26 protein-coding genes are annotated in these 25115 nt (G+C 60.1%); 13 read left to right on the top strand and 13 right to left on the bottom strand.

The features are described 5' to 3' along the window. Positions 1-90: 90 nt before the first annotated feature. Both NW852_RS07750 and NW852_RS07745 read right to left on the bottom strand, forming a co-directional pair. Positions 91-654: a phycobiliprotein lyase gene (locus NW852_RS07750; protein ID WP_414364610.1), complete on the bottom strand. Its 564-nt coding sequence runs from the start codon at positions 652-654 to the stop codon at positions 91-93. Positions 655-701: 47 nt separating this feature from the next. Further along, positions 702-1244, bottom strand: a complete 543-nt coding sequence (locus NW852_RS07745) for an HNH endonuclease (RefSeq protein ID WP_414364588.1) — start codon at positions 1242-1244, stop codon at positions 702-704. A gap of 175 nt (positions 1245-1419) precedes the next feature. Here NW852_RS07745 and NW852_RS07740 point away from each other — a divergent pair, with 175 nt between their 5' ends. The 5 genes from NW852_RS07740 to NW852_RS07720 all read left to right on the top strand — a co-directional run bounded on the left by NW852_RS07740 (position 1420) and on the right by NW852_RS07720 (position 7340). Beyond that, positions 1420-3627: a glycoside hydrolase gene (locus NW852_RS07740; RefSeq protein WP_414371211.1), complete on the top strand. Its 2208-nt coding sequence runs from the start codon at positions 1420-1422 to the stop codon at positions 3625-3627. A gap of 20 nt (positions 3628-3647) precedes the next feature. Beyond that, complete coding sequence (pip, locus tag NW852_RS07735) at positions 3648-4598, top strand: prolyl aminopeptidase (RefSeq protein WP_414371213.1); 951 nt, start codon at positions 3648-3650, stop codon at positions 4596-4598. Between the two features lie 289 nt (positions 4599-4887). Further along, positions 4888-5409: a PDZ domain-containing protein gene (locus tag NW852_RS07730; RefSeq protein ID WP_414364584.1), complete on the top strand. Its 522-nt coding sequence runs from the start codon at positions 4888-4890 to the stop codon at positions 5407-5409. 30 nt (positions 5410-5439) lie between these two features. Beyond that, positions 5440-5748, top strand: coding sequence for a hypothetical protein (locus tag NW852_RS07725; RefSeq protein WP_414426610.1), 309 nt, complete (start codon positions 5440-5442; stop codon positions 5746-5748). 5 nt (positions 5749-5753) lie between these two features. Beyond that, entirely contained in the window at positions 5754-7340 is a 1587-nt protein-coding gene (locus NW852_RS07720) for a hydantoinase B/oxoprolinase family protein (protein ID WP_414385474.1), read from the top strand. Here the strand turns inward: NW852_RS07720 and NW852_RS07715 are convergent. After that, positions 7277-7672, bottom strand: a complete 396-nt coding sequence (locus tag NW852_RS07715; RefSeq protein ID WP_414371294.1) for a thioredoxin family protein — start codon at positions 7670-7672, stop codon at positions 7277-7279. The two genes, NW852_RS07720 and NW852_RS07715, sit on opposite strands and share 64 nt — an antisense overlap. 31 nt (positions 7673-7703) lie before the next feature. Continuing rightward, complete coding sequence (locus tag NW852_RS07710; protein ID WP_414371218.1) at positions 7704-8444, bottom strand: NnrU family protein; 741 nt, start codon at positions 8442-8444, stop codon at positions 7704-7706. A 72-nt stretch (positions 8445-8516) separates the two neighbouring features. On the opposite strand from NW852_RS07710, the gene psb27 reads away from it, so the two are divergent. Continuing rightward, the gene (gene psb27, locus NW852_RS07705; protein WP_414364576.1) at positions 8517-8918 is read left to right on the top strand and encodes a photosystem II protein Psb27; all 402 of its coding nucleotides are present in this window, start codon (positions 8517-8519) and stop codon (positions 8916-8918) included. Between the two features lie 164 nt (positions 8919-9082). Here psb27 and NW852_RS07700 read toward each other — a convergent pair whose 3' ends face one another. From NW852_RS07700 to NW852_RS07685, 4 genes are all read right to left on the bottom strand, one after another. Further along, the gene (locus NW852_RS07700; protein WP_414364574.1) at positions 9083-9853 is read right to left on the bottom strand and encodes a sensor histidine kinase; all 771 of its coding nucleotides are present in this window, start codon (positions 9851-9853) and stop codon (positions 9083-9085) included. A gap of 128 nt (positions 9854-9981) precedes the next feature. Beyond that, positions 9982-10863 carry a peptide chain release factor N(5)-glutamine methyltransferase gene (gene prmC / locus NW852_RS07695; RefSeq protein ID WP_414364572.1) on the bottom strand — a complete coding sequence of 294 codons (882 nt, stop codon included), beginning with the start codon at positions 10861-10863 and terminating at the stop codon, positions 9982-9984. Positions 10864-10874: 11 nt separating this feature from the next. Further along, on the bottom strand, positions 10875-11759 hold the full coding sequence (locus tag NW852_RS07690; protein WP_414364571.1) for a Tic22 family protein: 885 nt from the start codon (positions 11757-11759) through the stop codon (positions 10875-10877). Positions 11760-12225: 466 nt separating this feature from the next. Continuing rightward, positions 12226-13386, bottom strand: a complete 1161-nt coding sequence (locus NW852_RS07685) for an ABC transporter ATP-binding protein (protein WP_414371221.1) — start codon at positions 13384-13386, stop codon at positions 12226-12228. Between the two features lie 213 nt (positions 13387-13599). On the opposite strand from NW852_RS07685, the gene NW852_RS07680 reads away from it, so the two are divergent. The 4 genes from NW852_RS07680 to apcD all read left to right on the top strand — a co-directional run bounded on the left by NW852_RS07680 (position 13600) and on the right by apcD (position 17395). After that, positions 13600-14325 (top strand): SDR family oxidoreductase, encoded by a 726-nt coding sequence (locus NW852_RS07680; protein WP_414371223.1) that lies wholly within the window; start codon positions 13600-13602, stop codon positions 14323-14325. A gap of 109 nt (positions 14326-14434) precedes the next feature. Then, positions 14435-15124, top strand: coding sequence for a GTP cyclohydrolase I FolE (folE, locus tag NW852_RS07675; protein WP_414335003.1), 690 nt, complete (start codon positions 14435-14437; stop codon positions 15122-15124). Between the two features lie 307 nt (positions 15125-15431). Then, complete coding sequence (locus NW852_RS07670) at positions 15432-16727, top strand: type IV pilus twitching motility protein PilT (protein ID WP_414371297.1); 1296 nt, start codon at positions 15432-15434, stop codon at positions 16725-16727. A 182-nt stretch (positions 16728-16909) separates the two neighbouring features. Next, entirely contained in the window at positions 16910-17395 is a 486-nt protein-coding gene (apcD, locus tag NW852_RS07665) for an allophycocyanin subunit alpha-B (RefSeq protein WP_414371226.1), read from the top strand. A gap of 51 nt (positions 17396-17446) precedes the next feature. Here apcD and NW852_RS07660 read toward each other — a convergent pair whose 3' ends face one another. Next, positions 17447-18127, bottom strand: a complete 681-nt coding sequence (locus NW852_RS07660; protein ID WP_414371228.1) for a HEAT repeat domain-containing protein — start codon at positions 18125-18127, stop codon at positions 17447-17449. Between the two features lie 89 nt (positions 18128-18216). On the opposite strand from NW852_RS07660, the gene rpsO reads away from it, so the two are divergent. Continuing rightward, positions 18217-18492 (top strand): 30S ribosomal protein S15, encoded by a 276-nt coding sequence (rpsO, locus tag NW852_RS07655; RefSeq protein ID WP_414366576.1) that lies wholly within the window; start codon positions 18217-18219, stop codon positions 18490-18492. A gap of 35 nt (positions 18493-18527) precedes the next feature. After that, the gene (locus tag NW852_RS07650) at positions 18528-18962 is read left to right on the top strand and encodes a photosystem II biosynthesis protein (protein ID WP_414366575.1); all 435 of its coding nucleotides are present in this window, start codon (positions 18528-18530) and stop codon (positions 18960-18962) included. Between the two features lie 72 nt (positions 18963-19034). Here NW852_RS07650 and NW852_RS07645 read toward each other — a convergent pair whose 3' ends face one another. Further along, entirely contained in the window at positions 19035-20237 is a 1203-nt protein-coding gene (locus NW852_RS07645) for a carbohydrate ABC transporter permease (RefSeq protein ID WP_414371231.1), read from the bottom strand. 109 nt (positions 20238-20346) lie between these two features. After that, positions 20347-21687 carry an ABC transporter substrate-binding protein gene (locus NW852_RS07640; protein ID WP_414371233.1) on the bottom strand — a complete coding sequence of 447 codons (1341 nt, stop codon included), beginning with the start codon at positions 21685-21687 and terminating at the stop codon, positions 20347-20349. Positions 21688-21918: 231 nt separating this feature from the next. Here NW852_RS07640 and NW852_RS07635 point away from each other — a divergent pair, with 231 nt between their 5' ends. After that, positions 21919-22152: a hypothetical protein gene (locus NW852_RS07635; RefSeq protein ID WP_414366743.1), complete on the top strand. Its 234-nt coding sequence runs from the start codon at positions 21919-21921 to the stop codon at positions 22150-22152. 22 nt (positions 22153-22174) lie between these two features. Here NW852_RS07635 and NW852_RS07630 read toward each other — a convergent pair whose 3' ends face one another. After that, positions 22175-23779, bottom strand: a complete 1605-nt coding sequence (locus tag NW852_RS07630; protein ID WP_414398750.1) for an ABC transporter permease — start codon at positions 23777-23779, stop codon at positions 22175-22177. A 117-nt stretch (positions 23780-23896) separates the two neighbouring features. Next, positions 23897-24874 carry an ABC transporter substrate-binding protein gene (locus tag NW852_RS07625; RefSeq protein ID WP_414366746.1) on the bottom strand — a complete coding sequence of 326 codons (978 nt, stop codon included), beginning with the start codon at positions 24872-24874 and terminating at the stop codon, positions 23897-23899. Between the last annotated feature and the right edge of the window lie 241 nt (positions 24875-25115).

The following is a 25115-nucleotide window of genomic DNA, read 5'->3' as shown; positions in this document are numbered from 1 at the left end:
CCCTTGCCGGCTGAGGCTCTCCCCCGACCCAAAAGCAGGCAACTTTCAGCCAGGGATCCGACGCCGGCAAGCTTTCTGGTCAGCACACACCTAGGGAGAGCGGGACTCGGCGATGGCCGAGAGGGGGGAAGGGCTGGCGGAGAGCTTGCGCACCTCAGAGCAGAAAGAGGCCATGCTGAAGCCGCCAAAGCGCTTGACGGTGCTGGCCCGCAGGCGCAGGTTCGGGCTGGCAAACCAGATGCGCTCCTCTGACTCAGTCATCTCATATTCGGTGTAGAGGGTGAGGGCGCCGTCGGATCCCATGACGTAGGTGCCGGCCACCGGCACTTTCTCGGCATAGCCCTGGTCCCGCAACAGTTGCCCCCGCATGGGATTATCGGGATCGGGGATGGGAACCAGCACCACATCGCCTTTGTACTCTTCGTTGTCCCACTCCTGCTCCCCATTCCACTGCACTCGCGCCGCCCCCACGGCCCGCCGTGGATCCACCTTGAACAGCTCACAAACCTGGATAACTGCCGGATCGGCGGGCGAAAGGGTGGCAATTTGTACCCGCGATCTCCCCCCCTCAGAGCGGCGAAAGGCCAAGTGATGGCTGGTACGCTGACACATCCACTCGCCAGCGCTGAGGGCAAAAAACTCCATTACGGTCATCATGGCCGACGCGGATCCTCATCGATAACAACCGGGATTTGCCGATTCTAGCTTGTGCTGTAGCCGTAGATTTGCTCTTGCCGGCTCTGCTGTTCGCGCCAAAACTGCTCGGCAAAAGCCACCGTCGGGTGGAGGGGGGCGCGGGGTTTGCTGCGCAGAGGCATATTGGCCTCTTCAGGAGTGCGGTTGCCCTTGCGCTGGTTGCAGCGCTCGCAGGCCGTGACTACATTGTCCCAAGTGTGGGATCCCCCGCGAGAAAGAGGCACGACATGATCCAGGGTTAGGTTATGGGTGCTGCCGCAGTACTGACAGGTGTGGTGGTCCCGCCGCAAAACCTCCCGCCGGTTGACAGGGGGCACCCGCCAGGATCGCTCCTTGCCTTTGATGGTCAGGCGGATGTGCTCGGGCACCTCGATCACCTGGCTAGGGGAGCGCACCTTCCACACCGGCACATTCATCATCGCCAGCGGCTCTGCCTTGCCCGTCAGCAGCAGCACAATCGCCCGCCTAATGTTGACCCGGCTAATGGGCAAGTAGTTTTGGGAAAAGACAACAATCGACTGTTCCAGGACGTGGGTAGCAGCAGTCATGACTTAGCTCTTCCATTTGCCGCCATTGTCCTGAGAAATCTGGCAAATGACAAGGTTTTCCCGCAGTGGGCACCATCCAGGTGGAGCCCCACCATTCAACATTCCAGAGTTTCTTACGATCGGGAGCCGGACAGATGGGCTAGTATCCGGGTGATGGTTGGATCCCGTGCCTCCCATGACCTACCCGCTGCATGTTGCCCTGGTTTGGCACCAACACCAGCCCCTCTACAAAAGCCCGCTGGCAGGCAAGTATCGCTTGCCCTGGGTGCGCCTGCACGGGATCAAAGACTACCTGGACTTAATTTTGCTGCTGGAGCGCTATCCCCGCCTGCACCAAACGGTTAACCTAGTGCCCTCTCTCATTGTGCAAATCGAAGACTACGTGGCCGGCTCGGCCTTCGATCCCTATTTGGAGCTGACTTTATCTCCTGTCGAAAAGCTGACCCCGGAGCAGCGGCGCTTCATTGTCGAGCGTTTCTTCGACAGCCATTACCCCACCATGATTGAGCCCTACCCCCGCTACCGCCAGCTCTACGAACAGCGGGAATCGCAAGGGATCAACTGGTGCCTACAGTACTGGACGCCCCAAGACTTCAGTGACCTGCTGGCCTGGCACAACCTCTCCTGGTTCGATCCCCTCTTCCAGGAGGATCCTGAGATCGAGAGCTGGATCAAGATGGGATCCGGCTTTACCCTGGCGGATCGGCAGCGGATCTACGCCAAGCAACAGCAGATCCTGGCCGCCATCCTGCCCCAGCACGCCAAATTGCAAAGTAGCGGCCAACTGGAGTTGACCACCAGCCCCTACACCCACCCCATCTTGCCCCTGCTGGTGAGCGAGCGCTCGGCGCGGGTGGCCCGGCCCGGCTTGCCCCTGCCCCGCTACCCCTTCCACTGGGAGCAGGATGTCCACAGCCAACTGGAGCGGGCCAAGCAGATCTACCGGGAGCGCTTTGGCCGCGATCCGCGGGGTCTGTGGCCTTCAGAGCAGGCGGTCAGCCCCGCCATCGTGCCCCTGATCCAGAAACAAGGCTTTGATTGGATCATCTCCGACGAGGGAGTGCTGGGCTGGAGCTTGGGCCAACCCTTTCATCGCGACGGGCAGGGCCATATCCTCGAGCCGGAAAAGCTCTACCGCCCCTACCGTCTGGAGAGCGAGGCAGGGGATTTGGCCATCATCTTTCGGGATCACCGCCTTTCCGATCTCATTGGCTTTAGCTACAGCGCCATGCCTGCCGACGCTGCCGCCAAAGATCTCATCGGCCACCTGGAGAGCATCCGCAACCGCCTACCCCAAGACCAGCCCTGGCTGGTCACCATTGCCCTGGATGGGGAAAATTGCTGGGAGTACTACCCCCAAGATGGCCGCCCCTTCCTGGAAAACCTCTATGCCCGCCTCAGCCAGCACCCGGCGTTGCGCTTGGTGAAGGTGTCGGAGTTTTTGGATCAGTTTCCCCCCACGGAGTTTCTGCCAGCCGAACAATTGCACAGCGGCTCCTGGATTGAGGCCGACTTTACCACTTGGATTGGGGATCCCGTCAAAAACCGCGCCTGGGAGCTCCTTGCCCAAGCCCGCCAGGTGATCCAGGATCACCCTCACGCCACCCCCCAGGCCTGGGAAGCCCTCTGGGCCGCTGAGGGATCCGATTGGTTCTGGTGGTTTGGGGCAGGCCACTCTTCCGCCCACGATGCCGTTTTTGACCAGTTGTTTCGGGAACATCTACAGGCCCTCTACACCGCTTTGGGAGAGGCGGTGCCGGCGGCGCTGCAGTTTCCCCTCGAGGATCACGACGGGCTGGGGGATCGCCTGCCGCAGGGGTTTATCCATCCCACCATCAACGGTCGCCCCGCCGAACGGGAGTGGAGCCAGGCCGGGCGGGTGGAGATCGGCGCAGCCCGAGGAACCATGCACCGCAACAGCGTCGTCCGCCGCCTCTGGTACGGGTTCGATCACTTCAACCTCTATCTGCGGCTGGATTTTAACTCGGTGGTGCAGCGGCCCAAGCAATTGCAGGTGCTGTGGTTTTATCCCAACCGCGTTACCGTCAACAGCCCCATTCCCCTGCAGGGGTTGCCGGCAGAAGCCCCCCTCAACTATCTCTACCGCCACCTGTTGAAGCTGTCGCTGCCGCCGCCTGGCACCGGCCAGCATCCCGCACCCGTCGAGGCTCAGCTCTTGGAAGCAGGGGAGTACCATAGCTGGCACCCCATCAACCATCAGGTGAAGGCGGTGGTGGATGCCTGTTTGGAGGTGGCCATTCCCTGGAGCAATTTGGGCGCCCAGCCGGGGCAGGAGCTGCAATTTATCATCGTGGCCGCCGATGGCGAGACCTTCCAAGAAGGGATCCCCCCCAAGGCCACCATCGCCCTGCGGAGACCTTGAGAATTTGAGAAATTTAAGTTATGGCGCGCGATCTCTACCCGCCCATCGAGCCCTACGATCACGGCTTTCTCCCCGTCTCTTCCCTGCACACCCTCTACTACGAGCAGTGCGGCAACCCGGCGGGCAAGGCGGTGGTGTTTTTGCATGGGGGGCCAGGGGGTGGGATCGATCCCCTCTACCGGCAGTACTTTGATCCCAGCCGCTGGCGGGTGGTGCTATTCGATCAACGTGGTTGCGGCAAGAGCCGCCCCTACGCCGAGCTGCGGGAGAACACCACCTGGGATCTGGTGGCCGATATCGAGAAGCTGCGCCAACACCTGGGCATTGAGCGCTGGTGGGTGTTTGGGGGCAGTTGGGGCAGCGCCCTTGCCTTGGCCTATGGGCAAACCCACCCCCACTCCTGCCTGGGGTTTATCTTGCGGGGCATTTTCCTGCTACGCCCTTTTGAGATCCGCTGGTTTTACCAGTCGGGGGCCAGCTACCTGTTCCCCGATGCTTGGGAACATTACCTGGAGCCCATCCCCCCCGAAGAGCGGGATGACCTGCTGGCAGCCTACCACCGCCGCCTCAACGACCCGGATCCCCAGGTGCGGCTGAGAGCGGCCCGCGCCTGGGCCATCTGGGAGGCCAGCACCAGCAAGTTGATCCCCAGCCCTGAGCTCATCGAGCGCTTTGGCCAGGAGACCTTTGCCGAGGCCTTTGCCCGCATCGAGTGCCACTACTTCGTCCATGGGGGTTTTTTGGATCCTGAAGACCAGCTCCTTAGGGGGGTGGAGCGCCTGCGCCATCTGCCGGCTGTGATCGTCCAGGGACGCTACGACGTGGTCTGCCCGCCCATTTCCGCCTGGGAGCTGCACCAGGCCTGGCCAGAGGCAGAGTTTCACCTCATTCCCGATGCCGGCCATTCCATCACCGAGCCCGGGATCCGCACTGCCCTGCTGCAGGCCACGGATCGCTGCGCTGACCTCTAGGTCTTGTCGCTCACCTTTGGGGAAGGAGCTCAACTTGCAGCCTTCGGGAGAGAGGCTGGGGCGCAGGGAGACGGTTTTGGACTGGTTGGCAACACCTTGAAAACTGGGATACCTTCCAGGAAAGCGCCCCAACCTATCGACAGTTGCGGATTTTGGGTTTATCACTGAGGGAAGGGCGGTGCAAGCTGCCCGGTTGATGACTTCCGCTGTCTCCCGCGGGCTGGTCGATCCATCCCAGTGCTTTTGCGGATCCCAACTTGTCATTCTTCGCCGTTTCCAGGGTCGAACTATGCAGAAACCGAACACTCTGTTCAAGCTTGCCCTTGCCCTGCCCGCCTCCCTCCTGCTGGCAGATGCAGTTGTGGCCTACCCCTGTGACTCGGTTGGGGGTGAAGCTTACAACTTCTACAGCCCCACGGTTCAGGTTGACAGTTTCGGGGCTCAGGCGTCGCCTGCTGTCGTAGGCAACGGTTTTATCGGGGTTGCCATCGAAACGGTGGATGGACAGCCAGCTCAAGGCGCCATCAGTCGTCGCCTGTTTGGCCCCGCGCCTCAAATCCAAGGGGTACAGGTGGTTGGTCTGCTCCAGGATGGCCCGGCTCAACAAGCAGGTCTGGCCCAGGGAGATATTTTGATTGGGGTGGACGGGCAGCGGGTCACCTCGGTGCAGCACGTCCAGCAAATTATCCAAAACACCCCGGTGGGCCAGCGGGTACCCATTACCTTCCGGCGCGGCGGACAGGTATTGTCCACGGTGGTGGTGGTCGGCGATGGCCGTGTGTTGCGCCCCTTGATGCTGCAGCAGCAGTAAGCTTTGTCGGGATCCCTTGCTGAGCTCTCTGTGACTGCTGCATCAGGGACAGAGTGGGCAGTTTGGGCGGTTTGCAGCTTCAATGGGCTGCTGTTTCTTGCTCTGGTTGCTCTTATTCCTACTGTCTTGAGCTTGCGATCGGCGCTTTGGATTACGGAGCGGGCCATGGCCGACTGGCGGGAAGCAGCTGAGCGGGCTTTGGCTCCCACGCCGGCTGAGTTGTTGCGCCTACGGGATCGGCTGCGGGAGAATCGCACTAACCTCGACCGCTGGCAGCGGCGTCTCCAGTTTTGGCAAGGGATCCGCAGGGTGGCTGTTTGGCTGGGGCGCAGGCTGTGAGGGGCATGGATAGCGTCTCCCATCCCATCCGGTTGCAGGTGATGGCCAATGCGCTGGCGGGGATCGCCGAGGAGATGGGGGCGCGCCTCATCCGCGGTTCTTACTCGGCCAACATCAAGGAGCGGCGGGATTGCTCGACGGCCCTGTTCGATGCCCAAGGGGCCTGTATTGCCCAGGCGGCCCACATTCCGGTGCACCTGGGAGCTCTCGCGGAAGCAGTGCGGGCAGTGGTGGCAACCGGCCCGCGGCCGGGTGATGTGTTCGTCCTCAACGATCCCTACCAGGGGGGATCCCATCTGCCGGATATCACGGTGGTTACAGCCATCCCCGGCCTGCGGGATCCAGAACAGGTCTGCGCCTACGCGGTGAACCGGGCTCACCATGCCGATATTGGGGGGATGCGCCCTGGCTCCATGCCGGCCGACTCCACGGAAATCTGGCAGGAGGGGCTGGTGATCCCGCCGCTGCGGCTGGCCCAAATGACCCTGACGGGGGAGCTGTGCTGGCAGGGCGATCTGCTGCGCCTGATCCTGGCCAATGTGCGCAACCCTGAGCAGCGGCAGGGGGATTTGCAGGCCCAGGTGGGAGCCAGCGCCGTGGGGGTGAGCCGGTTTCGCGAGCTGCTGGCCCGCTTTGGCGAGGAGGAGACCTGGCAGTTGATTGCCGGGGTGATCGCCTACAGCCGGCGGCGGATGCAGGCCCAGATCCAGGCTCTGCCCGCTGGGATCTACACCGCCTGCGACTACCTGGAGGGCTACGGGGATCCGCCCGAGCCGCTCCGCATCCAGGTGCAGATTGAGGTAAGGGGGGAGAGGCTACGGGTGGACTTTGCCGGCACAGCCCCGGCCACCGCAGGGAACCTGAACGCACCTTTGGCTGTGACCCGCTCGGCAGTGCTCTTTGCCCTCCGCTGCCTGTTGGATCCCACGGCGCCCAGCAATGTCGGCCTGGAGGATCCCATCGAGATCGTGGCCCCGCCTGGTTGCCTGGTGAACGCCCAATTTCCGGCGGCGGTGGTGGCGGGCAACGTAGAAACTTCGCAGCGCATTGCCGATGTGGTGTTCAAAGCCCTAGCCCCGGTGGCCGGATCCCGTGCCATTGCCCAGGGGCAGGGCACCATGAACAACTGTGTGCTGGGCAACCGCCACTTCACCTACTACGAAACCCTGGGGGGCGGCCAAGGAGCCAGCCGGCAGCGACCGGGCCTGGACGGTGTCCACGTGGGCATGAGCAATACCCTCAACACCCCCATCGAAGCTCTGGAGCTGGAGTATCCCCTGCGGGTGCTGCGCTATGAGCTACGCCCGGATTCCGGCGGCCATGGCCGCCAGCGGGGCGGCTGGGGGCTGATCCGCTCCCTCCAGACCTTGCAAGATTGCACCCTCTCCCTGCTCACCGACCGGCGTCACCATGCCCCCCAAGGGGAAGAAGGCGGCGAGCCTGGCCAGGTGGGGATCAACCTCGTCAACGGGGATCCCTTGCCCAGCAAGATCAGCCGCCCCTTAAAAGCCGGCGATGTGCTCACCCTCTACACCCCTGGCGGCGGTGCCTGGGGAGCTAGGGAAGAAGAGGGGCCTGGCGGGCCCAAATAGCGCAGATGAGCGAGAAACAACTGCTCGCAGCGGCGGAGCACATCATCACGGCTGGCGAAGTGCTCTAATCTATGCACTTCTTGACCTTTCTCAAACAAAATTAAGGTTGGTAGCGAGCGCACCCGATAGCGGCGCGGTAGCCAAAAATTGTCGTCCACATTCACCCGCAGCACCTTGATCGACCCTCCCCATTCGGAGGCGAGGCGATCGGTAATCGGCTGAATGAAACGACACAGGCCACACCAAGGGGCGCCAAAATCCACCAAAACCCATCCATCGCTTGTCAAAAGTTCTTGATTAAAAGCATCAAGTGCAACTTGCAAGATCGCCACTCCCAAACTAAAGAAGTTCTTTGGGATCATGCTACCAGGCAACTCTGCTGGCTGCAGATATCATTTGCGGGTGGAGGGCGTAAAGAATCACTACGAAGCTGAACACTCCCAGGTAGGCCCAGCGTAGAAACTCTCGCGGTTGCAGTTGCTGGCGCTTCTGCAGAATGGCCAAGCCGGGGATCACAGAAGTACGGGCCTTGAGATCGCGGAAGGCCTGACCGTATTTCCGCTCCAGCCGGTGATCCCCGTGCCAGACGGCGAACAGGTGATAGGCCACCAACCCCAGGGAAGTGACCAGCATGAAACTGGAGCCAATCCAAAGGGAATGGGCCACACACCAGATCACCTGGCCCACCATTTGGGGGTGGCGGGTGATGCGGATGATCCCGCTCTCAAACAGGTGGATCTCCGGCTTCTGAATGGCAGCGATCTCCAGCAAATTGAAGGTGGCCGGATACAAAAAGAAAAACGAGAGTGCCGACAAAAGAACAACGGTGGTGTGAATGCCGGGGACAGCATGGAGATCCCAAAGGATCACGCCGTCGTAGCGATGGTTAAAGAAGTAGATCAGCAGCAGCGGCGCCAAGCTGAGGCTGACCAGCGCAAAAAGAAGGCGGTACAGACGGGATCCCAGCCAAGCTTCTCCCCAGGGGCGCAAGTAGGCCAGCCCACTGTGAGCACAAGCAAACCCCAAAATCAGGGCCAACATGATCGCGTGGGATCTGTACTGGGCGAGCTCCGGCAGCAAGTGGTTGAAGAAGGTGGACGGCATCTTCTCAATGGCTCCTCTTCCGGCGTCGCTGTGACTTATGCTTAAAGATAAGTTACATTAGGCAAGCTTCCCATGCTGAAAACTTTTTTTCTACGCCTTCTCGGCCTGTTGCTCTCGGTCATCCTGGTGCTGGGCTGGACGACCGCAAGTGCTCAGGCGGCCCGTCTCACCGGCAAGTACTACGAAGACAGCATGACTCTGATTCAGACGCTGCGCACCGTCCTTTCGGAAGCGGATCCCGTGATGAACCCGGCAGAGGCGCGGGCGGAAGTGATGGAGGCTATGCAAGAATTCGCAGGGCGCTACCATGGCCATCGCTACGACAAGCTGCAATCCTTCACTACTCTGCGCACCGTGTTCAACACCGTGGCCTCCCACTACCGCACCTCCAACCGGCCTCTTGACCCGGAGAAGGTGGAGCGGGTGCTGATGCAACTGGATCGCGCTGAGCTGGCCCTGCGCCGCGAAGGTTAAGCTTTGTTAGATATCCCAGATCCAAGTCACAGGCAAATTGCCCCTAGTGCAGCCAAGCTCTTGTCGGCCTGCAAAAGTCGAGGTCGTCCACGGCGCTCTTTCCAAAGGCGAGGAGGAAGAGTAGTTCTCCCTCGCAGGAAAGGGTATCTTCTTTTGTCTGAGATTTACTGGGCAAGGCGCAGGGTTACTTTGATAACAACCCGGTGGAGGCTGCTTTCGCAAAGCTCCAGATCGCCCCCCATTTCTCTCAGGAGCCGCTCGCTCACCCGCCAAGCAGCGCAACCCTTTGTTTGGATGGGCACATGGCACCGCCCTTCCAGATTCCACTCTAGGCAAAGGCGCCCCTCTGCTGCTGCGATGGGGTAGAGGTGCAGAGTCATCGAACCATAGCGTAGGGTGCGAATACCCCAGCGACACACCCCCAGCAGGGCCTGCACCAAACCGTGGCGATCTGCCCAAACCATAAGGCTCTCCGAGAAGGCGGGCAGCTCAGAGGCAGAAGGCGGTTGTAGGGTCGGCCATTCGTAGCGAATGCCCTGATCCTGGGCCTGTAGGCGAGTTAGGCTGTACACATCCTGAAGGAGGGGGCGGAGTCGGGTCGGCTCCGGTTGCAAGGGTTGAATGGGCAGGTCGTGGCGAGCCAGGCGAGTGTACTCCTCGAGCAACTTGATCAGGCGCTCCACCGCTTCTTTGGCACTTTGCAGGTACTCCCGCTCTTCTTCGCGGGAATCGCACAGATCGGACAGCACCAACTGCAGGGATCCCATCTGGCTGCTGAGGGGGTTGCGCAGCTCGTGGCCAATACTGACGAGCAGCTCCTGCTGAAAGGCGCGCATCACCTCCGAGCGCTCAAACGCAAACTGCCAGTCCACCGCCTCTTGCCCGGCGGCAGCAGCGGCCTGCTGGGAGGGAGGATCGGGTTTTGCTGCAGGCAAGGGTTTCCTCAAGAGGTACTTTGGACGAAAGGTAGGAGATCTGGTGATGTGTTCGGATGGAGAGCCTTGGGTTTTAGCTAATTTGACAGCAGCGCGCTCCTGGATCCTACCTTTTTCTTTCCAACTTTCTAGCCGACGAAATGGGCGCTGACCACCCGCTCAATTCCAGCCAGATCCTTGTGGACTTGGATCTGCTGATAGCCGCCTCTGGCCTGCAACTGCTCCACCACCCAAGGGGCTTGGCCTTGCATCACCTCCACCGCCCAAAAGGAGTTGGGGGCCAAGTAATCCGGTGCCTTTTGAATCAAAAGGCGCAAGTGCACCAGCCCATCTTCCCCCCCATCGAGGGCCTGTCGTGGCTCGTGTAGCCGTACCTCGGGCATGAGGTAGGCCAGCTCTCCAGTGGGGATGTAGGGCGGGTTGGAAACCAGGCCACGCAGCCGGCCTCGCCAGGGATCCAAAGGCACAAACCAGGATCCCTGCAACAGCTTCACCCGTTCCTGCAGATGATAGTCCGCCACATTGGCTGCCGCAACGGCCAAAGCCTCTGGGCTCACGTCCACCGCCAGAAGCTGCAACTGGGGATGCCCCTGGGCCAAAGCGATGGCAATTGCCCCACTACCGGTGCCCAGGTCGGCAAAAAGGGATCCCGGCGGCAGCGGGTTAGACCTCAACCAAAGGGAGGCTTGCTCCACCAGTAGCTCGGTCTCCGGGCGTGGGATCAACACCGCTGGCGTTACCCGCAAGCTCAAACCCGCCCACTCTACCCTTCCCAGCAGGTACTGTAGAGGGATGCGCTCTGTCAGCCGGCGCCGCCACAGCTCCTCTACCTCCGCCAGGGGATCCCCCTGCACCGTCGGGGGCCGACCCAGCAAGCGCTCCAACGATCCCCAGCCCAGCCGTTCCCTCAGCAAAAGTTCCACTTCCTGAGGAGAGATGCCGGCAGCTTGCGCCGCCCGCAAAGCCTGGGCACGCCAGGCCAGCAATTGCTGCACCAGCGGGGATCCCATCAGGAGCTAGGTCAACGCCGCTGAGGCTGGGGAGTGGCAGGTGAATTGGGCTGAGGAGTGGCAGAGCGAACTAACGATTGCACGTACTCCAGCGACGCGCGCGGGGGGATGAAAGCAATCTTCTGCACATCCTCCTGGGCATCAGGGGCTAACATGCGCTCCACCACGATGGCCAAGGAAGTGACCTCGATCTGGGTTTTGCCGACCACCTCTGGGTTCTGCGCCGCCGCCCGATCCAAAGCCCCCTTCAGGTCGTTGCGGTCGAAGAAGAAAGGCACCACCTCCTGGCCATCCTGCTCGATGGTCAGCAGCCCCTCTCCCGAGCGGCCATAGAACAGCGGCACACCGATCACTTCCGGCGGCACCTCCTGACCCGTTTCTTTCAGCACCTGCTTGGCCGCCTCCACATCAGCAGCCCGGGGCACCACCTCAAAGTACAGATCGCTATTCTTGGCCCGCTCTTCTTCCGACTTTTCGTAGGCGTAGCCCAAGGGAATGGGCACCACCTGGGCCTGCTGACCCACCTCAGGGTTCTTGGCTTTCACCTGCTGCAACGCTTGCTGGGCTTGGTTCTGATCCAGCCAAAAAGAAGCCACCTGGATGGTGCGCCCCTCCCGCTCTACGTTGGCGACCACAGGGGTGCCGTTCTGAGACACGATGGCAAAAACCGGCACCAGATTCAGCCGCTCCGCCACTTCTTGACGACTCATGGGAGCTGCCACTGCCTGAGTCAAGAGGAGCCCCCCTTGAGCAAAAATAGGAACTCCCCCCCAAATTACCCCCGCCACCCCCAGCAGGAGAGTGCTGCGAACTGCTGCTACGAACACAGCCCGCCCACCTGCCTGAGCTGCGCGGCGGCAAAGGGATCCCAAAAGCGGCACTGCATTACTGCGCATCCTTTTCATCTCTACTCCCGGCCTTGCGCCTTGTCTTCGTTGCTATGGGGTCAGATCCCTAAGACCCTAACCGACGGCCTCTGCCCAAGAAGAGCTGACCAAGCTTACCTTGCTCAACACAGCTCGGGCGAGCGATGCGGCACACTCTTGGGACTTTGGGGACAGCGCCTGGCGAACTGGCCCTTGCTGACACTACCCCCCCTCTACCCTTTTTGACGAGCGCCCCTAGGCCACCCTAGAAGGCAAGGTTAAAGCATTTGCTCAACCCCTGTCGAGGGGTAAAGCCCCTGTTTTGGGTGGGGATCCCGCATCACCTCCTACTATATACGGAGTCCAACAAAGCGGATCCACACCAAATACAGATCGCCCCTCCATCCTCTGGATGCAGAGTCTGGGCTGAGAAGGCCAATTCCCACTAGGCAAAGCTCTTGCTTCCCGATCGGTTTTGCTGGGGGCCCGCTACTGCCTAAGGTTGGGAAAGGGGGAACAGACGGCCCTGCTCGACGGTAACTTGAACCCGCGTGCCCACGGGCAAAGCTTCCCGCGCCAGGGCGTGCAATTCCTTGCCCGTCTCTGTGACCAGACAATAGCGATACTCCCGCCCCAAAAACTGACGATCCCGAATGGTAACTCTCCCTTGCGGATCCGGATGCAGACGTAACTCCTCCTGCCGGATCATCAACTCTCCCTCGCGCAGATGGGGATCGGGCTGATCTCGGAGAAACTGGGAGGGAATCTGCAGCAGCTCCTTAGCTTGCCAACCAGACTCCCGCCGCTCACAGCGCAGAAAGTTGGCCTGGGCGATGAATTCTGCCACAAAACGGGTAGCCGGCTCCCGGTAAACTTCCTCCGGGGATCCCCATTGCTCGATGCGGCCCTCCCGCATCACCGCCACCCAATCGGAAAGGGAGAGGGCCTCTTCCTGGTCGTGGGTAACGAAAATGGCCGAGGTCTGGGTTTGCTTGAGGATTTTGCGGATTTCTTCCCGCAAGTAGTAGCGCACCTGCACATCCAAGTTGCTCAGCGGCTCATCCAAAAGGATCAGGCTGGGCCTGGGGGCCAAAGCCCGGGCCAGAGCCACTCGCTGCTGCTGACCGCCCGAGAGCTCGTGCGGATAGCGGTGGACGTAGCCTTCTAGGCCCACCAAGCGCAACACCTCGTAAGCCCGTTCCCGCGCCTGTTGGGCAGTACCTCGCCACTCCGTCAAGGGAGGGTGATGGCTCCGCTGCGCCCCTGCCGCAGTCGCGTTGGTGGACCGGAGGCCAAACATCACATTGGCCAACACGTCCAAGTGCGGAAACAGGGCAAAATCTTGAAACACCAGCCCCACTCCCCGCCGCTCCGGCGGGATCCACTGCCCATCCCCAACCACAACCTGTCCTCCCAGCAGGATCCGCCCGCTGTCTGGCTGCTCAAAACCGGCAATGGTACGCAAGAGGGTGGTTTTTCCGCAGCCCGACGGGCCCACAATCCCCAGAATGTCTCCCTGAGGCAGGCGAAACTCCACCTCCTGCAAAACCCACTGCCGCTGGCCAGGAAACCTCTTGCTAATGCCCTCAACCTGAAGAATGTAGGGAGAATCCGCCCGGGCAGCAGTGGACGTTGAGGAAACCAAGAACTCGGTCATGGCCATTGTTGCAAAAGATTTTCACTATTTTTACCAGACTACCATACCCCAAGTTGTGTTGAGGCCGGTCGGCTCGGGGTAGAGAGGGGTCGGGATCCCAGCTTCGACCATTTGTTTTGGGTGGCAGAAATCAGTGTTACACTTAGTTAACGAAGTTTCCCAGACTTTGGCGGCGCTTGCTCTCGATAGCGCCTTCCAGGGTCTCTGTTCTGGATGAGTTTTGAGAGAAAGTTCCCTGAACGTGCCCTGATCACGGGGGCCAGTCGAGGGATCGGCAAAGCGGTAGCTCTGAGACTGGCCGAGGAAGGGATAGCGGTTGCTTTGGTTGCCCGTTCCCACCCCGATTTGCTGGCAGTGCAGGCGGAGATCCAGGCAAAAGGAGGAAAGGCGGAGGTTTTTCCCATCGACTTGGCCGACTTGCCCGCTCTACCGCAGCGGTTGCAAGCTCTTTTGGATCGATTTGGTGTTTGTGATGTCTTGGTCAATAACGCCGGCATAGCCCAGGTTGGGCCTTTGGCCACCTTATCTTTGTCCGATTGGCAGCGAGTGATCGACTTGAACCTGACGGCAGCTTTTCTCTGTGCCCAAGCCGTTCTGCCCGGGATGCGCCAGCAGCGCTGCGGCACGATTGTCAACATTATCTCCATTGCGGGCAAGCGAGCCTTTCCCAATTGGGGGGCCTACTGCGCCAGCAAGTTTGGCCTGCTGGGCTTTTCTCAAGCCCTGGCCGCAGAGGAACGGCAGCATGGCATTCGGGTGACCAGCCTGTGTCCCGGAGCTGTGGATACCCCCCTTTGGGACACAGTTCAGGTCGATTTCGACCGTTCCCAAATGCTCTCGCCGGAGTGGGTGGCGGACTTGATTGCCTATCTCGTTCGCCTGCCCAGGGGTGCTGTGGTGGAAGATCTCACCCTCATGCCGGCGGCGGGGGCCTTTTAGGCTGGCTCTTCCTGGAGTGGCCTTGCTAGCCCAGTTTTGAGGGTTTCCCGGCCCTGTCTCCCTCGACAAGTTCCTTCAACCCTTCGTTCAACCAAAGGAATATCCTGCTATGACTCTTGCCAAGCCTGGATCCGGTGCCGAATTGCGACTCAACGACAAAGCCAACCTCAAGTCTCGGGTTATTCGCGATCTGTCCCACTCGGCAGAGCAAGAGCCCAGGGGCTCAGAAAGCCTGGATCCGGCGATGGTGGCCGCAGTGGAGACGTTGCTGCGGGGAATTGGGGAAGATCCCCAGCGGGAGGGTCTCAAGAAAACCCCGGAGCGAGTGGTGGCCGCGCTGAAGTTTTTGACCAGCGGCTATCAGCAGTCCCTGGAAGATCTCATCAACGGCGCCATCTTCGACGAGGGCCACGACGAGATGGTGCTGCTGCGGGACGTAACCCTATTTAGCCTCTGTGAGCACCATCTGTTGCCCTTTATCGGCAAGGCCCATGTGGCTTACATCCCCCGCCAAAAAGTGGTTGGCCTGAGCAAGATTGCCCGCATTGTCGAGATGTACTCCCGCCGCCTGCAGGTTCAGGAGCGTCTTACCCGCCAGATCGCGGAAGCCTTGATGACCATGCTGGATCCCTATGGGGTGGGGGTAGTTATCGAGGCTACCCACATGTGCATGGTGATGCGGGGGGTGCAAAAGCCCGGCTCTTGGACGGTCACCAGCTCCATGGTAGGAGTATTTCAGGAGGATCCCCGCACGCGGGAGGAGTTCTTGAGCCTCATTCGCCACCCGTCCAACTTTTAAGGATCCCGCAGCGCTTTGCCGGCAAGAAAGCTAACCCTCTGCTCAAGCTGGGCATACTAGCTTAAAATCGACGCAGATCCTGCCAGAAGCGAGGCCTGTTATGAGCGAGGTCAGCCCTGAGAACCAATTTCCCACTGACTTAGACTCCGGTTGGAAGCCGCCGACCCCGCCTGATATCCAGCGCCCCGCGCGGGAGGCTGCGCAGACGCCGCCGGTGGAGCCCCCAACCCAGTTGGATCCGGTACTGGCTGCCTCTCCCCCTCAAGGGCTTAGATCGCGTCCTGCCACCAGTGCTCCCAAACCCATCTTGGGTCGACCCGTTCCACCGGGTGTGGCTGCCGCTCCGCCTCAGACGCCAGTGCCCATGCCTGGCCCTGCAACTGCCTCGCAGATGCCACCGCCCGCTCCAGCTCCTGCCGCCCGGCCTCAGGTGTCTCCCCCCAGCCCCAGTCCGGCTGCTCCGCCTTTTGGGCCGCCGGCTCGACCAACGGCTGCTGGACGGATCCCGGTGGCCGCCGCTGCTCCTAAGTCTGCCCCCGCTGGCCCGACGCTGCGCCAACTGGTGCAGGAAGCCTACGAAAAAGGCTACTCGGATATTCACCTAGGGGTGGGAGAGGTGCCCCGTTTCCGGGATCGGGGGCAAATGGTCTTGAGTAACTACCCGGTCACCACTACTGAGATGTTCTATGGCTGGCTGCGGGAAAGCCTGCCGGAAAACCAAATCCGGCAATTTGAGGAGTGCCTGGAGCTGGATACCGCTATCCAGTACGAAGGCCTGGTGCGCTGCCGGGTCAACTGCTTTGTTTCCCTGCTGGGGCCGGCGATGGTGATGCGTCTGATCCCGCTCAAGATCTTGACCTTGGAGCAGTTGCGAGCGCCGGAGGTGTTGAAGCGCATTGCCGAAGAGCACAAGGGCCTGGTTCTGGTAACTGGCCCCACCGGCTCCGGTAAGTCCACGACTCTGGCGGCGATGGTGGACTACATCAACTCCAACTTCGCCAAGCACATCATCTCCATTGAGGATCCCATCGAGTTCGTCCACCAAAGCAAGAAATCGATGGTGCGGCAGCGGGAGGTTGGGATCCACACTCTGGAGTTTGCCAACGCCCTAAAGGCCTCGCTGCGCGAAGATCCAGACATCATCCTGATTGGGGAGATGCGGGATCGGGAAACGGTGGATACGGCTCTGAAGGCTGGTCAGACTGGCCACTTGGTCTTCGGAACCCTGCACACCAACAGTGCCGTCCGCACCATCGAGCGTCTCTTGGGGATCTACCGGCCGGAGGAGCAGGAGCCGATGCGTCTGCAACTAGCGGAGACTCTAGTAGCAATTATTGCCCAGACGCTGGTGCGCACCACCGATGGTAAGCGGACGGCGGCCCACGAGATCATGCGCAACACCGATGCTATCCGCGACTACATCAAGCGGGGCGCCGTGGACGAGATTGAGGAGCTGATTGCCGACGGCTCCTACGAGGGCATGTGTACCATGAATCAGTCTTTGTTTCGGCTCTACCAGGAGGGACGGATTACTGAGGAGGTGTGTCTGGAGGCGGCTCCACGGCGCAACGAGATGGCCCAATGGCTGCGGGGCCGGATTTAGAGCCGGTCTGCCGGCTGGGCCAGGTGCTTGAGGGAAGGTCTGTCCTATCCTAAACTGGGAGCAGTTAGCTTGCTAAGTTGTCTTCTCATCTTCTGGGCCAGCCTTTGGCTAGGGGGATGGGTTGCTGGGCTGGCTTGATTAAGTGAATTGAAAGAGCGTTACAAAACAGGAGAATCCCTACCGTGAGCGTGATCAACCAGATCATCGAGACTGCGGATGACCAACTGCGTTACCTCTCAGTCAGCGAACTGGAAGCTATCAAAGATTACATGAGCAGCGGCGAGAGGCGTCTGCAAATCGCTCAGGTGCTAACAGAAAATAAAAAGCGCATCATCGACGAGGCCCAAAAGCGGCTATTTGCCAAGCGACCCGAATATATACAACCCGGCGGCAATGCCTACGGCGAAAAGCGCTACAACCAGTGCCTGCGGGACTACGACTGGTATCTACGTCTGGTGACCTATGGCATCATTGCTGGCAGCAAGGAGCCGATCGAGTCCATCGGCCTGATAGGGGTGCGGGAGATGTACAATGCCCTCAACGTGCCCATTGCCGGTATGATCGATGCGATCGTGTTCTTGAAGGAAGCAGCCCTCAGCCTGCTGGATCCCGACTCCGCCGCCGAGGCCGCTCCCTACTTTGATTACATCATCAACGCCATGAGCTAGCTCGTATCTGCTGGGGAGCAAAGCCTGTCTGAGTGTCAAGAGGTGGGCTGCCTACAGAGATGCTAGGGCGGCGCGGGCGTGGGCGGCCACCTGCTCTTGGGGATCCTGAGCCAAGCGGGTCAAGCCAGGGCGAGCTGCCTCGGTGCCAAGCTGGGCTAGGGCAATGCAGACGCGGTAGCGCAACTGCCAGTCGTCCGAATCGATGAGGGGCTCCAGATGGGGGATGGCTCGCGGATCCCCTAGATCTCCCAGGGCAGCGGCGGCGGCTGTTGTCAGCAGCTCGTCTTCTTCCTGCAAAACCTGCACTAGGGTATCGAAGGCGGCGGGGTTACCCAGCTCGCCCAGGGCGGCGACAATGCTAAAGCGCACCAGCCACTCCGTCTCTCGCTGGTAGGCTTCTAGCAGATCGTCTAGGGCCTGCGGCTGCTTCAGATCCCCCAGGGCGGCGGCGGCGGCAGCCCGCACATCGAACTCGGGATCCTCTCGCAAAAACCGTCGCAGAATCGGCAAAAGGGCAGCCGGATCGACACCTTCGCCGGAGAGGGTGCCCAATTGGCTGATGGCGGCATAGCGGACGCGGGCATTCTCGTCGGTTACAGCTCGCTGCAACAGTGTCAAGGCTGCGGTCGGGGGGAGCTCTCTGGCTTTGTTGACGGCGCGCAGCCGATCCCCCAAGTTCTGAGAGCTCAACAGCTCCAGCAAGGCCGGCAGATCCCCAGAAGTTGTCGTCATCTCCTTATTCTCCCCCTAACCCGGCTATAGCAAAGGACGAAAAGCCGATGTTATCATTCTGAGGCAGTGCATCCAGTTTTTGTGAACTTATGGCCTTACTGCAGCAAGAAAAGCAGGAGATTATCGAGACCTACCGACTTCACGACACCGACACCGGTTCTGCGGAGGTACAAGTTGCTCTTCTAACCAGCCGTATCAACCAACTCTCGCAGCACCTTCAGAAAAACCCGAAAGATTTTAACTCCCGCCGCGGCCTGATGATGATGATCGGTCGGCGCAAGCGTCTGCTCAACTACATTGCCAAACGTTCTCCCGACCGCTTCCGGGAGCTGGCCGAACGGTTGAACATCCGCGTGAGAAAGTAGGCAGCTAGCTAAATCGCTGTTGGAGAGCTACCTTCGTGGGCAAGTCCAGCCGCTATTCCAAAGCCTCCCGCCGCCGCTCCAGCCCTACCCCTGCTCAGGTGGAGAAGCAGCCGACCCAAAGAGAGCCGGTTGCTGTTATCCCTCCGGAGGTGAGCCGGCGCATGGTGCGGCGGATCTTGGTCTTTTCCGGGATCCCTTCTGGCCTTGGCTTGAGCAGCTTTTTTGTCAATTACTATCTCTTAACCAACCATGTGGTGGCTCTGCCACCTTACTTTACCCTGGTGGAGTCGCTGGCCTTTTTCGGCCTTGGCTTTTTGGGTATTAGCTACGGCGTGTTCTCGGCTTCTTGGGATCCAGAGCCGGGATCCCTGCTGGGAATTGGCGAGTTCCGCCGCAACCTAGGCAATGTTTTCAAGCAGTGGCGCGAGTTGTCTGCCCCTTCTGAGCCTTCGGACGCCGACGAGTCCTAGATTTTGCTCTCTCTCAAAAAAGGCCAGCCCTCGTCCCTAGCCCCTCTCCTCTGGGAGCGGGGCTCTCAACTCTCATCCTCCATACGTTACATGACGCTCGGTGGTGCGGAATTGCAGGATCGTCAGGCCCACCACAATTAAGAAGAGCACAATTGATTGGGCGGCTGCTCTGCCCAAATTGCCCGACGATACACCGATTTTGTAGATCTCGTAGATCAGCACCGAGGTGGATCCGGAAGGGCCGCCGGCAGTCAGCAGATCAATGGTGCCAAAAATATCAAAAAAGGCGTAGGTCATGTTGGTGATCACCAAAAAGAAGGTGATGGGGGAAAGCAGCGGTAGGGTGATGGCAAAAAAGCGGCGAAGGGCCCCTGCCCCATCGATGGCAGCCGCCTCCTGCAAATCTTTAGGCAGGTTTTGCAGCCCAGCCAAATAAAACAAAATGTTGTAGCCCATCTGCTTCCAAACACTGGCAAAGATCACCACCCAAGGGGCTAAATTGGGATCGCTCAGCCAGTTCAAACGTGGGATCCCTACCAGCCCTAGTAAGTAGTTGGCTACACCGCCCAAGGGGTTGAAGATGATGAAAAAGATGATGCCGGCCACTGCTGGCGAAATGGCATAGGGCCAGATCAGTAAGATGCGATAGATCGCCGCTCCGCGAATGGGCTGGTAGAGCAACGTGGCGATCAACAGGGATCCGCTCAGCCCTAGCACCACGATAGCTGCCGAAATGGCAAAGGTAATCCCCAGGCTGCGCAGATAGGTGGAATCTGTCAGCAGAGCGGTAAAGTTATCCACACAGACAAAGCGGCTGCGCGGTGCACCCACAAAGGTGAGCAGAGTGGAAAGGCGCAGGGTATCCAGCCCTGGATAGTAGAGAAACACCACCAAAATGGTGAAGGTGGGCAACAAGAGCAGCCAGGCCAGCCACCCCTGCTTGAAGATACCCCTCTCTTGGGGGGCTGCACTGGGGATCCCCAGGCGGCGCTTCCGCTCCTTGCCGACCCACGCCAGCAGCGGCCAGAGGGGGATGGCCATGCCCGCCAGCACCAGCCCCACGCCAAAAGCGAGGTCGATGGCCTTGCGCTCCGGCGCAAAGGTGCAAAAATCCAGCGGCACCATGAAGATCAGGGATCCCAACCCTCCTGCCAGACCCCCCAGAGCCGCCCCCAGCAGCACAGGCCGCTCGATGCGCCGAAAACGCGATCCCACCCAGAGGGCCCCTGACAACCCTGCCAGCAGTGGCACCAGCACTTGCATCCATTCCCCCATGTTCTCTTTCCCCTCTAACCTTGTAAAAGCCAAGAAAGGGGCAGGCAGCTGCCCACTCCCCATCTTCGGATTTCGCCGTCAATCCGACAGCATCCCAGCTACCGGCCAATTACTGATAGAGGGAGTTGTACTCGGCCAGCAGGCGGTTGGCCTCCTCGTTGGCCTTGGCCATGGCCTGGGCCGGCTCCCCGCCTTTGAGCATGAGATCCTCCATGGTTTGGGTCACCACGTTGCGAATCTCAGGAAAGGCTCCCAGCAACGCCCCACGGGTGGCAGGGGTGACCTTGGAGTTGTTGATTTGGTCGATGGCAGTGAAGAAGTTGGGGTTTTCCTTGAACCAGCCCTGCGACTCCAGCAAGGCTACCGAGCTTTTGCGAATGGGCAGATAGCCAGTTACCTTGTGCCACTCGGCAGCATTTTCGGTGCTATTCAGCCACAACATGAAGGTCAGTGCCCCCTCTTCCACCTCTTTGGGCAGATCCTTCACCAACCAAAGGCTGGCGCCCCCAATCAAGTTCCCCGTCCAACCCTTGTCGGCGTTGTAGGGCATGCGGGTGGTGACCAGCTCGATGTTGTTCTGCTTGGCGGCGTTGGTGATGTTGGCCGCATCGGCGCTGCTGGTGATGGCCATGGCGACGGTGCCGGTTTGGATGGCTTGCTCCGTGGCCGCCCAATCCCGCTGCTTGCCGCTGTAGATGTAGTAGCGTTTGTCGTACATCCCTTTCCACCAGGTGGCGATGGCTACCGAGGGCTCCGAGTCCAAAAAGACCTGGGTAGCCCGAGCGGCGCGGCCATTTTCGTTATTGGCCAAGAGAGCATTCTGCTGTGCCATCCACTGCTCGTAGAACCAGCCGTGGTTGGGCCAGGTGACGCAGCCCTGGGGCGCATCGGGAAGCGCCATGATCTTCTCGCAGGCGGCTTCCAGCTCCTGCCAGGTGGCCGGTGGCTTCTCGATCCCAGCTTTCTTCAAAATGGCGGTGTTGGAATAGAGGATGGGGCTGGAGCTGTTCCAAGGCATGGAGGTGAACTTACCATCCAGGGTGTAGTAGCTCACCACCGGCTCGATAAAATCGTCGAAGTTCACCGGGATCCCGTTCACCTCGGTGCGGTTGCCCAGCGCCTCGGCGATGGACTTGAAGTAGCCGAAATCCCGTGCCCGTTGGGTGCCCACCTCAAACCACTGCACCACCGCCGGAGCGGCATTTTGTTGAATAGCGAGGTCGGTAGCCTGTTGAATTTCTTCGTAGTTGCCGTAGCCCTCAACGGTTACGTTGTATTGAGGAAATTGCTTGTTAAACTCCGCCGCTTTTGCGCGGGCCCAATCGAGACGGTTATCGGTAAAGGCAATCCAAACTTTGACGTTGGCAGGAGACTGGGCAAAGCTGTCGGCAGCCAGGAAGGCAGCCACCAAGCCAGCGGCGAAAGCCAGGAAAGTACGACGGGTGTTCATAGAAAAAGGCAGTTGCACTCGCTAAAGGCACATCCGAGAATACTGCACCGACATTAAGAGCAGGTTATATCTGGCCGGGATCCCCCCAGAAAGTGAACCCTCAGGCCGCAGTCAGAGTCAGATGAAATGAGCGCCCAGCCCAGGTTATGATTGGCAATTTCTCAAGGGGTCTCGAACATGAAAATGATGAAAAATGCAAGCTTTTGCCTGTTATTGGTTACTGCTTTACTAATGGCGCTTGCTCCCTTTGCGCAGGCTCGCCCCCGTCAGCGCGCCCACTCTGGCACCTACACGCGCAGCGGGCCAGGCGGCAGAGCGGCTAGTGGCACCTATTCCGGCCAGGGATCCCCCGGTCAAGGGGTGGAAGGGGACTATTCCGGCCAGGTGACCACCCAACAAGGCCAGACCTGGAACCTGAAGGGGCAACCCATCCGTCGCACCACCACCATCGACCCCCATCCGTGAAGGATCTGGTGGGATCCCCTGCTCAAGGCTGCCCGACCTGCCGCCGCAGCGCCTGGATCCCTGCGGCTAGACCCAACAGGACGATCAGCAGCAGGGTGCTCAGGGCCGCCGCCTGGTGGGTGTAGCCCCCTTGTTGCAAGCCAAAGATGAGCCACCCAAAGGTTTCCGAGCGGGAGGTTACCAAGAGGGCAGAGAGGGTCAGCTCGGCAAAAGATTGCAAAAACACCAGCAACACCGCTGCCGTTAAGGCCGGTGCCAGCAGGGGCAGCAGAATGTGGCGAAAGGTTTGCAGCAGAGAAGCCCCATCCAGGCTGGCTGCCTCCTCTAGGCTGGTGTCCAGGCTGCGCCAAGCAGCTTGCAGTGGTTGTAGCGCCAGGGCCAAGAACCGTCCCAGATAGGCCATCAGGATCAGCCCTAGGGTGCCGTAGAGGCTCAGCCCCGGCAGGGGCGGGGGCAACCACACCAAAATGAGGGACAACGCAAAAATCAGGCCCGGCAGGGCATAGGGCAAGTCCACGAGGAAGCTGAGCAGCGCCAGCAGCCGTACTTTCAACCGGGTCAGGGCATAGCCCAAGATCGTCGCCATCCCGCTGCAGAGCAGCGCTGCTCCTCCCGCCAAGCCCAAACTGTGCAGCGTGGCGCGGCGGGCCCGCTCCAGCTCAAAAAGAACCAGGCGGAAATGCTCCAGCGTCAGGTTAGACCAGACTAAGGGCAGGCCATAGGCCCGCAGCAGGGCAGTTGCAGCCATGGCCAGCAAAGGCCCGAGAATGAGCAGCAAGGCTGCGGCGAAGAGGATCCCGCTGAGCAGCCAACCCAGCCAGCCCAAGCGATAGGGATCCGGAGGGGCCTCGCCTGGATCCAGCCCCGCCTGAGGCTGCTGTGACCAGGCCAAAAAGAAGAGGGCCGGCAGGCCAAAGAGCAACGCCAGCGCCGCGCTGCGCCCAAACCCATCCCCGCCGAAGTTGATCACCTCTTGGTACAGCAGGGTGGGCAAAGTCAGGTAGCGTCCTGGGATCCCCAGCAAGGCCGGGATCCCGAAATTGCCCCAGGCCCCCAGAAAAGCCAGCGCCGCCGCTGCTGCCACAGAGGGCCGCAACAGGGGCAGGGTGATGAAGAGCCAAACCTGCAGCAGGTTTGCCCCATCCAGTTGGGCCGCCTCCTGAGCTTGCTTGGAGAGCCGGCTCAAGCCCGCCACCAGCGTCAGGTAGGCAATTGGCAGCACAAAAAGAGCTAGCAGCAGAATGATCCCCCCCGGCGTGTAGAAGCTCCACAGGGATCCCTGCTTCCCCAAAATCCAGCGCAGCCCCTGCTGCAAATAGCCCACCGGCCCGGCCCATTGGATCCAGGCCAAGGCCAAAACCTGGGGCGGAACCACGAGGGGAGATAAAAAGAGCACCCGCAGGATGCCGCGGCCCGGCAGATCTGTCTGGGTGGTGAGCACCGCCAGCACCAGGCCGCCGACCAGCGCTAATGCGGCTGAGACCGCCGACACCCAAAGGCTGTGGCCCAGCGCCAGATGGACGCGGGGCGTTTCCAGCAACCAGCGGATGTTCTCAAAGGAAAGCCCTTCCCCTTCGCTGCTCAAGGCTCGCTGCAACAGCTTCCAGAGGGGATAAGCGTGGGTCAAAGTCAAAAGGCACGCTACGGCTACCAGCCAGGGGATGATGGGGTGCCTTAACCCTTTACTCAAGCCCTCCCCCAGAAACGTTAGACCACGCCTTTGCTGACGCCCAAGGGATCCCACCTATTCCCCAAACAACTTGGCAAAGCGGGCTTTGTCGGCCTCGCGGCTTTCGGCCAACTCCGCTGCCGGGGCGCTCAAGATCTTCAGCTCGCTCAAAGCGGGGAAACCTTTTGGCGGCGTCACATCCTGCCGCAGCGGCATGTAGCCCATCTCAGCAGCGACCTCCTGTCCCTTCTGAGACAGCAAGAAGTCCACAAAAGCCTGGGCAGCTTCCAAGTTAGGCGTTCCTTTGACAATTCCCACCGGCTCGGTAATCACTGGCACGCCCTCCTTGGGATAAACCACCTCCACTGGGGATCCCTCGTTGCGGCTGCGAATAGCAAGAAAGTCTACCACCATGCCGTAGCTCTGTTCACCGCTAGCGACGTTACGGGCCACAGCGCCATTGCCTTGCACCAGCACGGTTTTATTCTTTTTCAGAGCTTCGTACCACTCCCAGCCCAGGCCAGGGGTGCGGGTGATAACTCCCAAGTTGTAAGCAGCAGCACCCGAATAGGTGGGGCTGGGCATCACTGCCTGGCCTTGGGGAACCTGGGCTAGAGCCGCCCAACTGTCAATGGGCTGGGCTTTGGCAGTGTTATAGACGATCACTGTAGCCAAGATCTTGGTGCCGAAGTAGTGACACTCTGGGTCGTAGTAGGTGGCAGCGATGGCCTTGGCCTCGGGACTGCAGTAGGACTCCAGCAAATTGCGGGATTTCAGCAACTCGAAAGTAGGCGCATCGGCCACCAGCAGCACATCGGCTTGGGGACTACCCTTTTCCGCTTCCAGCAAAAAGCGGCTGATCACCTCCTCGGTGCCGGAGCGAAAGATCTCTACCGAAACTTCTGGATAAACTTCCCGAAACGCAGACACGGTTTTCTGAGCGTCTGCATCAGGTTGGGAAGTGTACAAACGCAACGCCCCAGATGGCTTGGCCCAGACCGAGCTCAGGGATCCCCACCCAAGGGCCTGGGCAAGGGCCACAGTGCAGAGCATTGCTAACAAAGGTAGAGGGCGTATCATAGTTCTCCCTTGTTTGAGCGATTCGCTTAGCTGTCGATTTACTGATAACCAAGGCAGTTTTATTTCAAGATTTCCAAGGTCAAAATCTGCGTTGGCCTTACATTTTTGCCTTTTGCAAACACTTGCAAGCTACAGGGTACCCCAAAAAGATTAACTCGAGATTACAGCCTGTTAATTTAAAATAGGGTACAAGTTTTAAGAGGAAGGAGAGAAG

The organism is Synechococcus sp. H60.1 (assembly GCF_047462335.1).
In the GTDB taxonomy this organism is placed as follows: domain Bacteria; phylum Cyanobacteriota; class Cyanobacteriia; order Thermostichales; family Thermostichaceae; genus Thermostichus.
The sequence above is the reverse complement of the archived record's forward strand: the minus strand, read 5'-3'. Positions and strand labels throughout refer to the sequence as shown.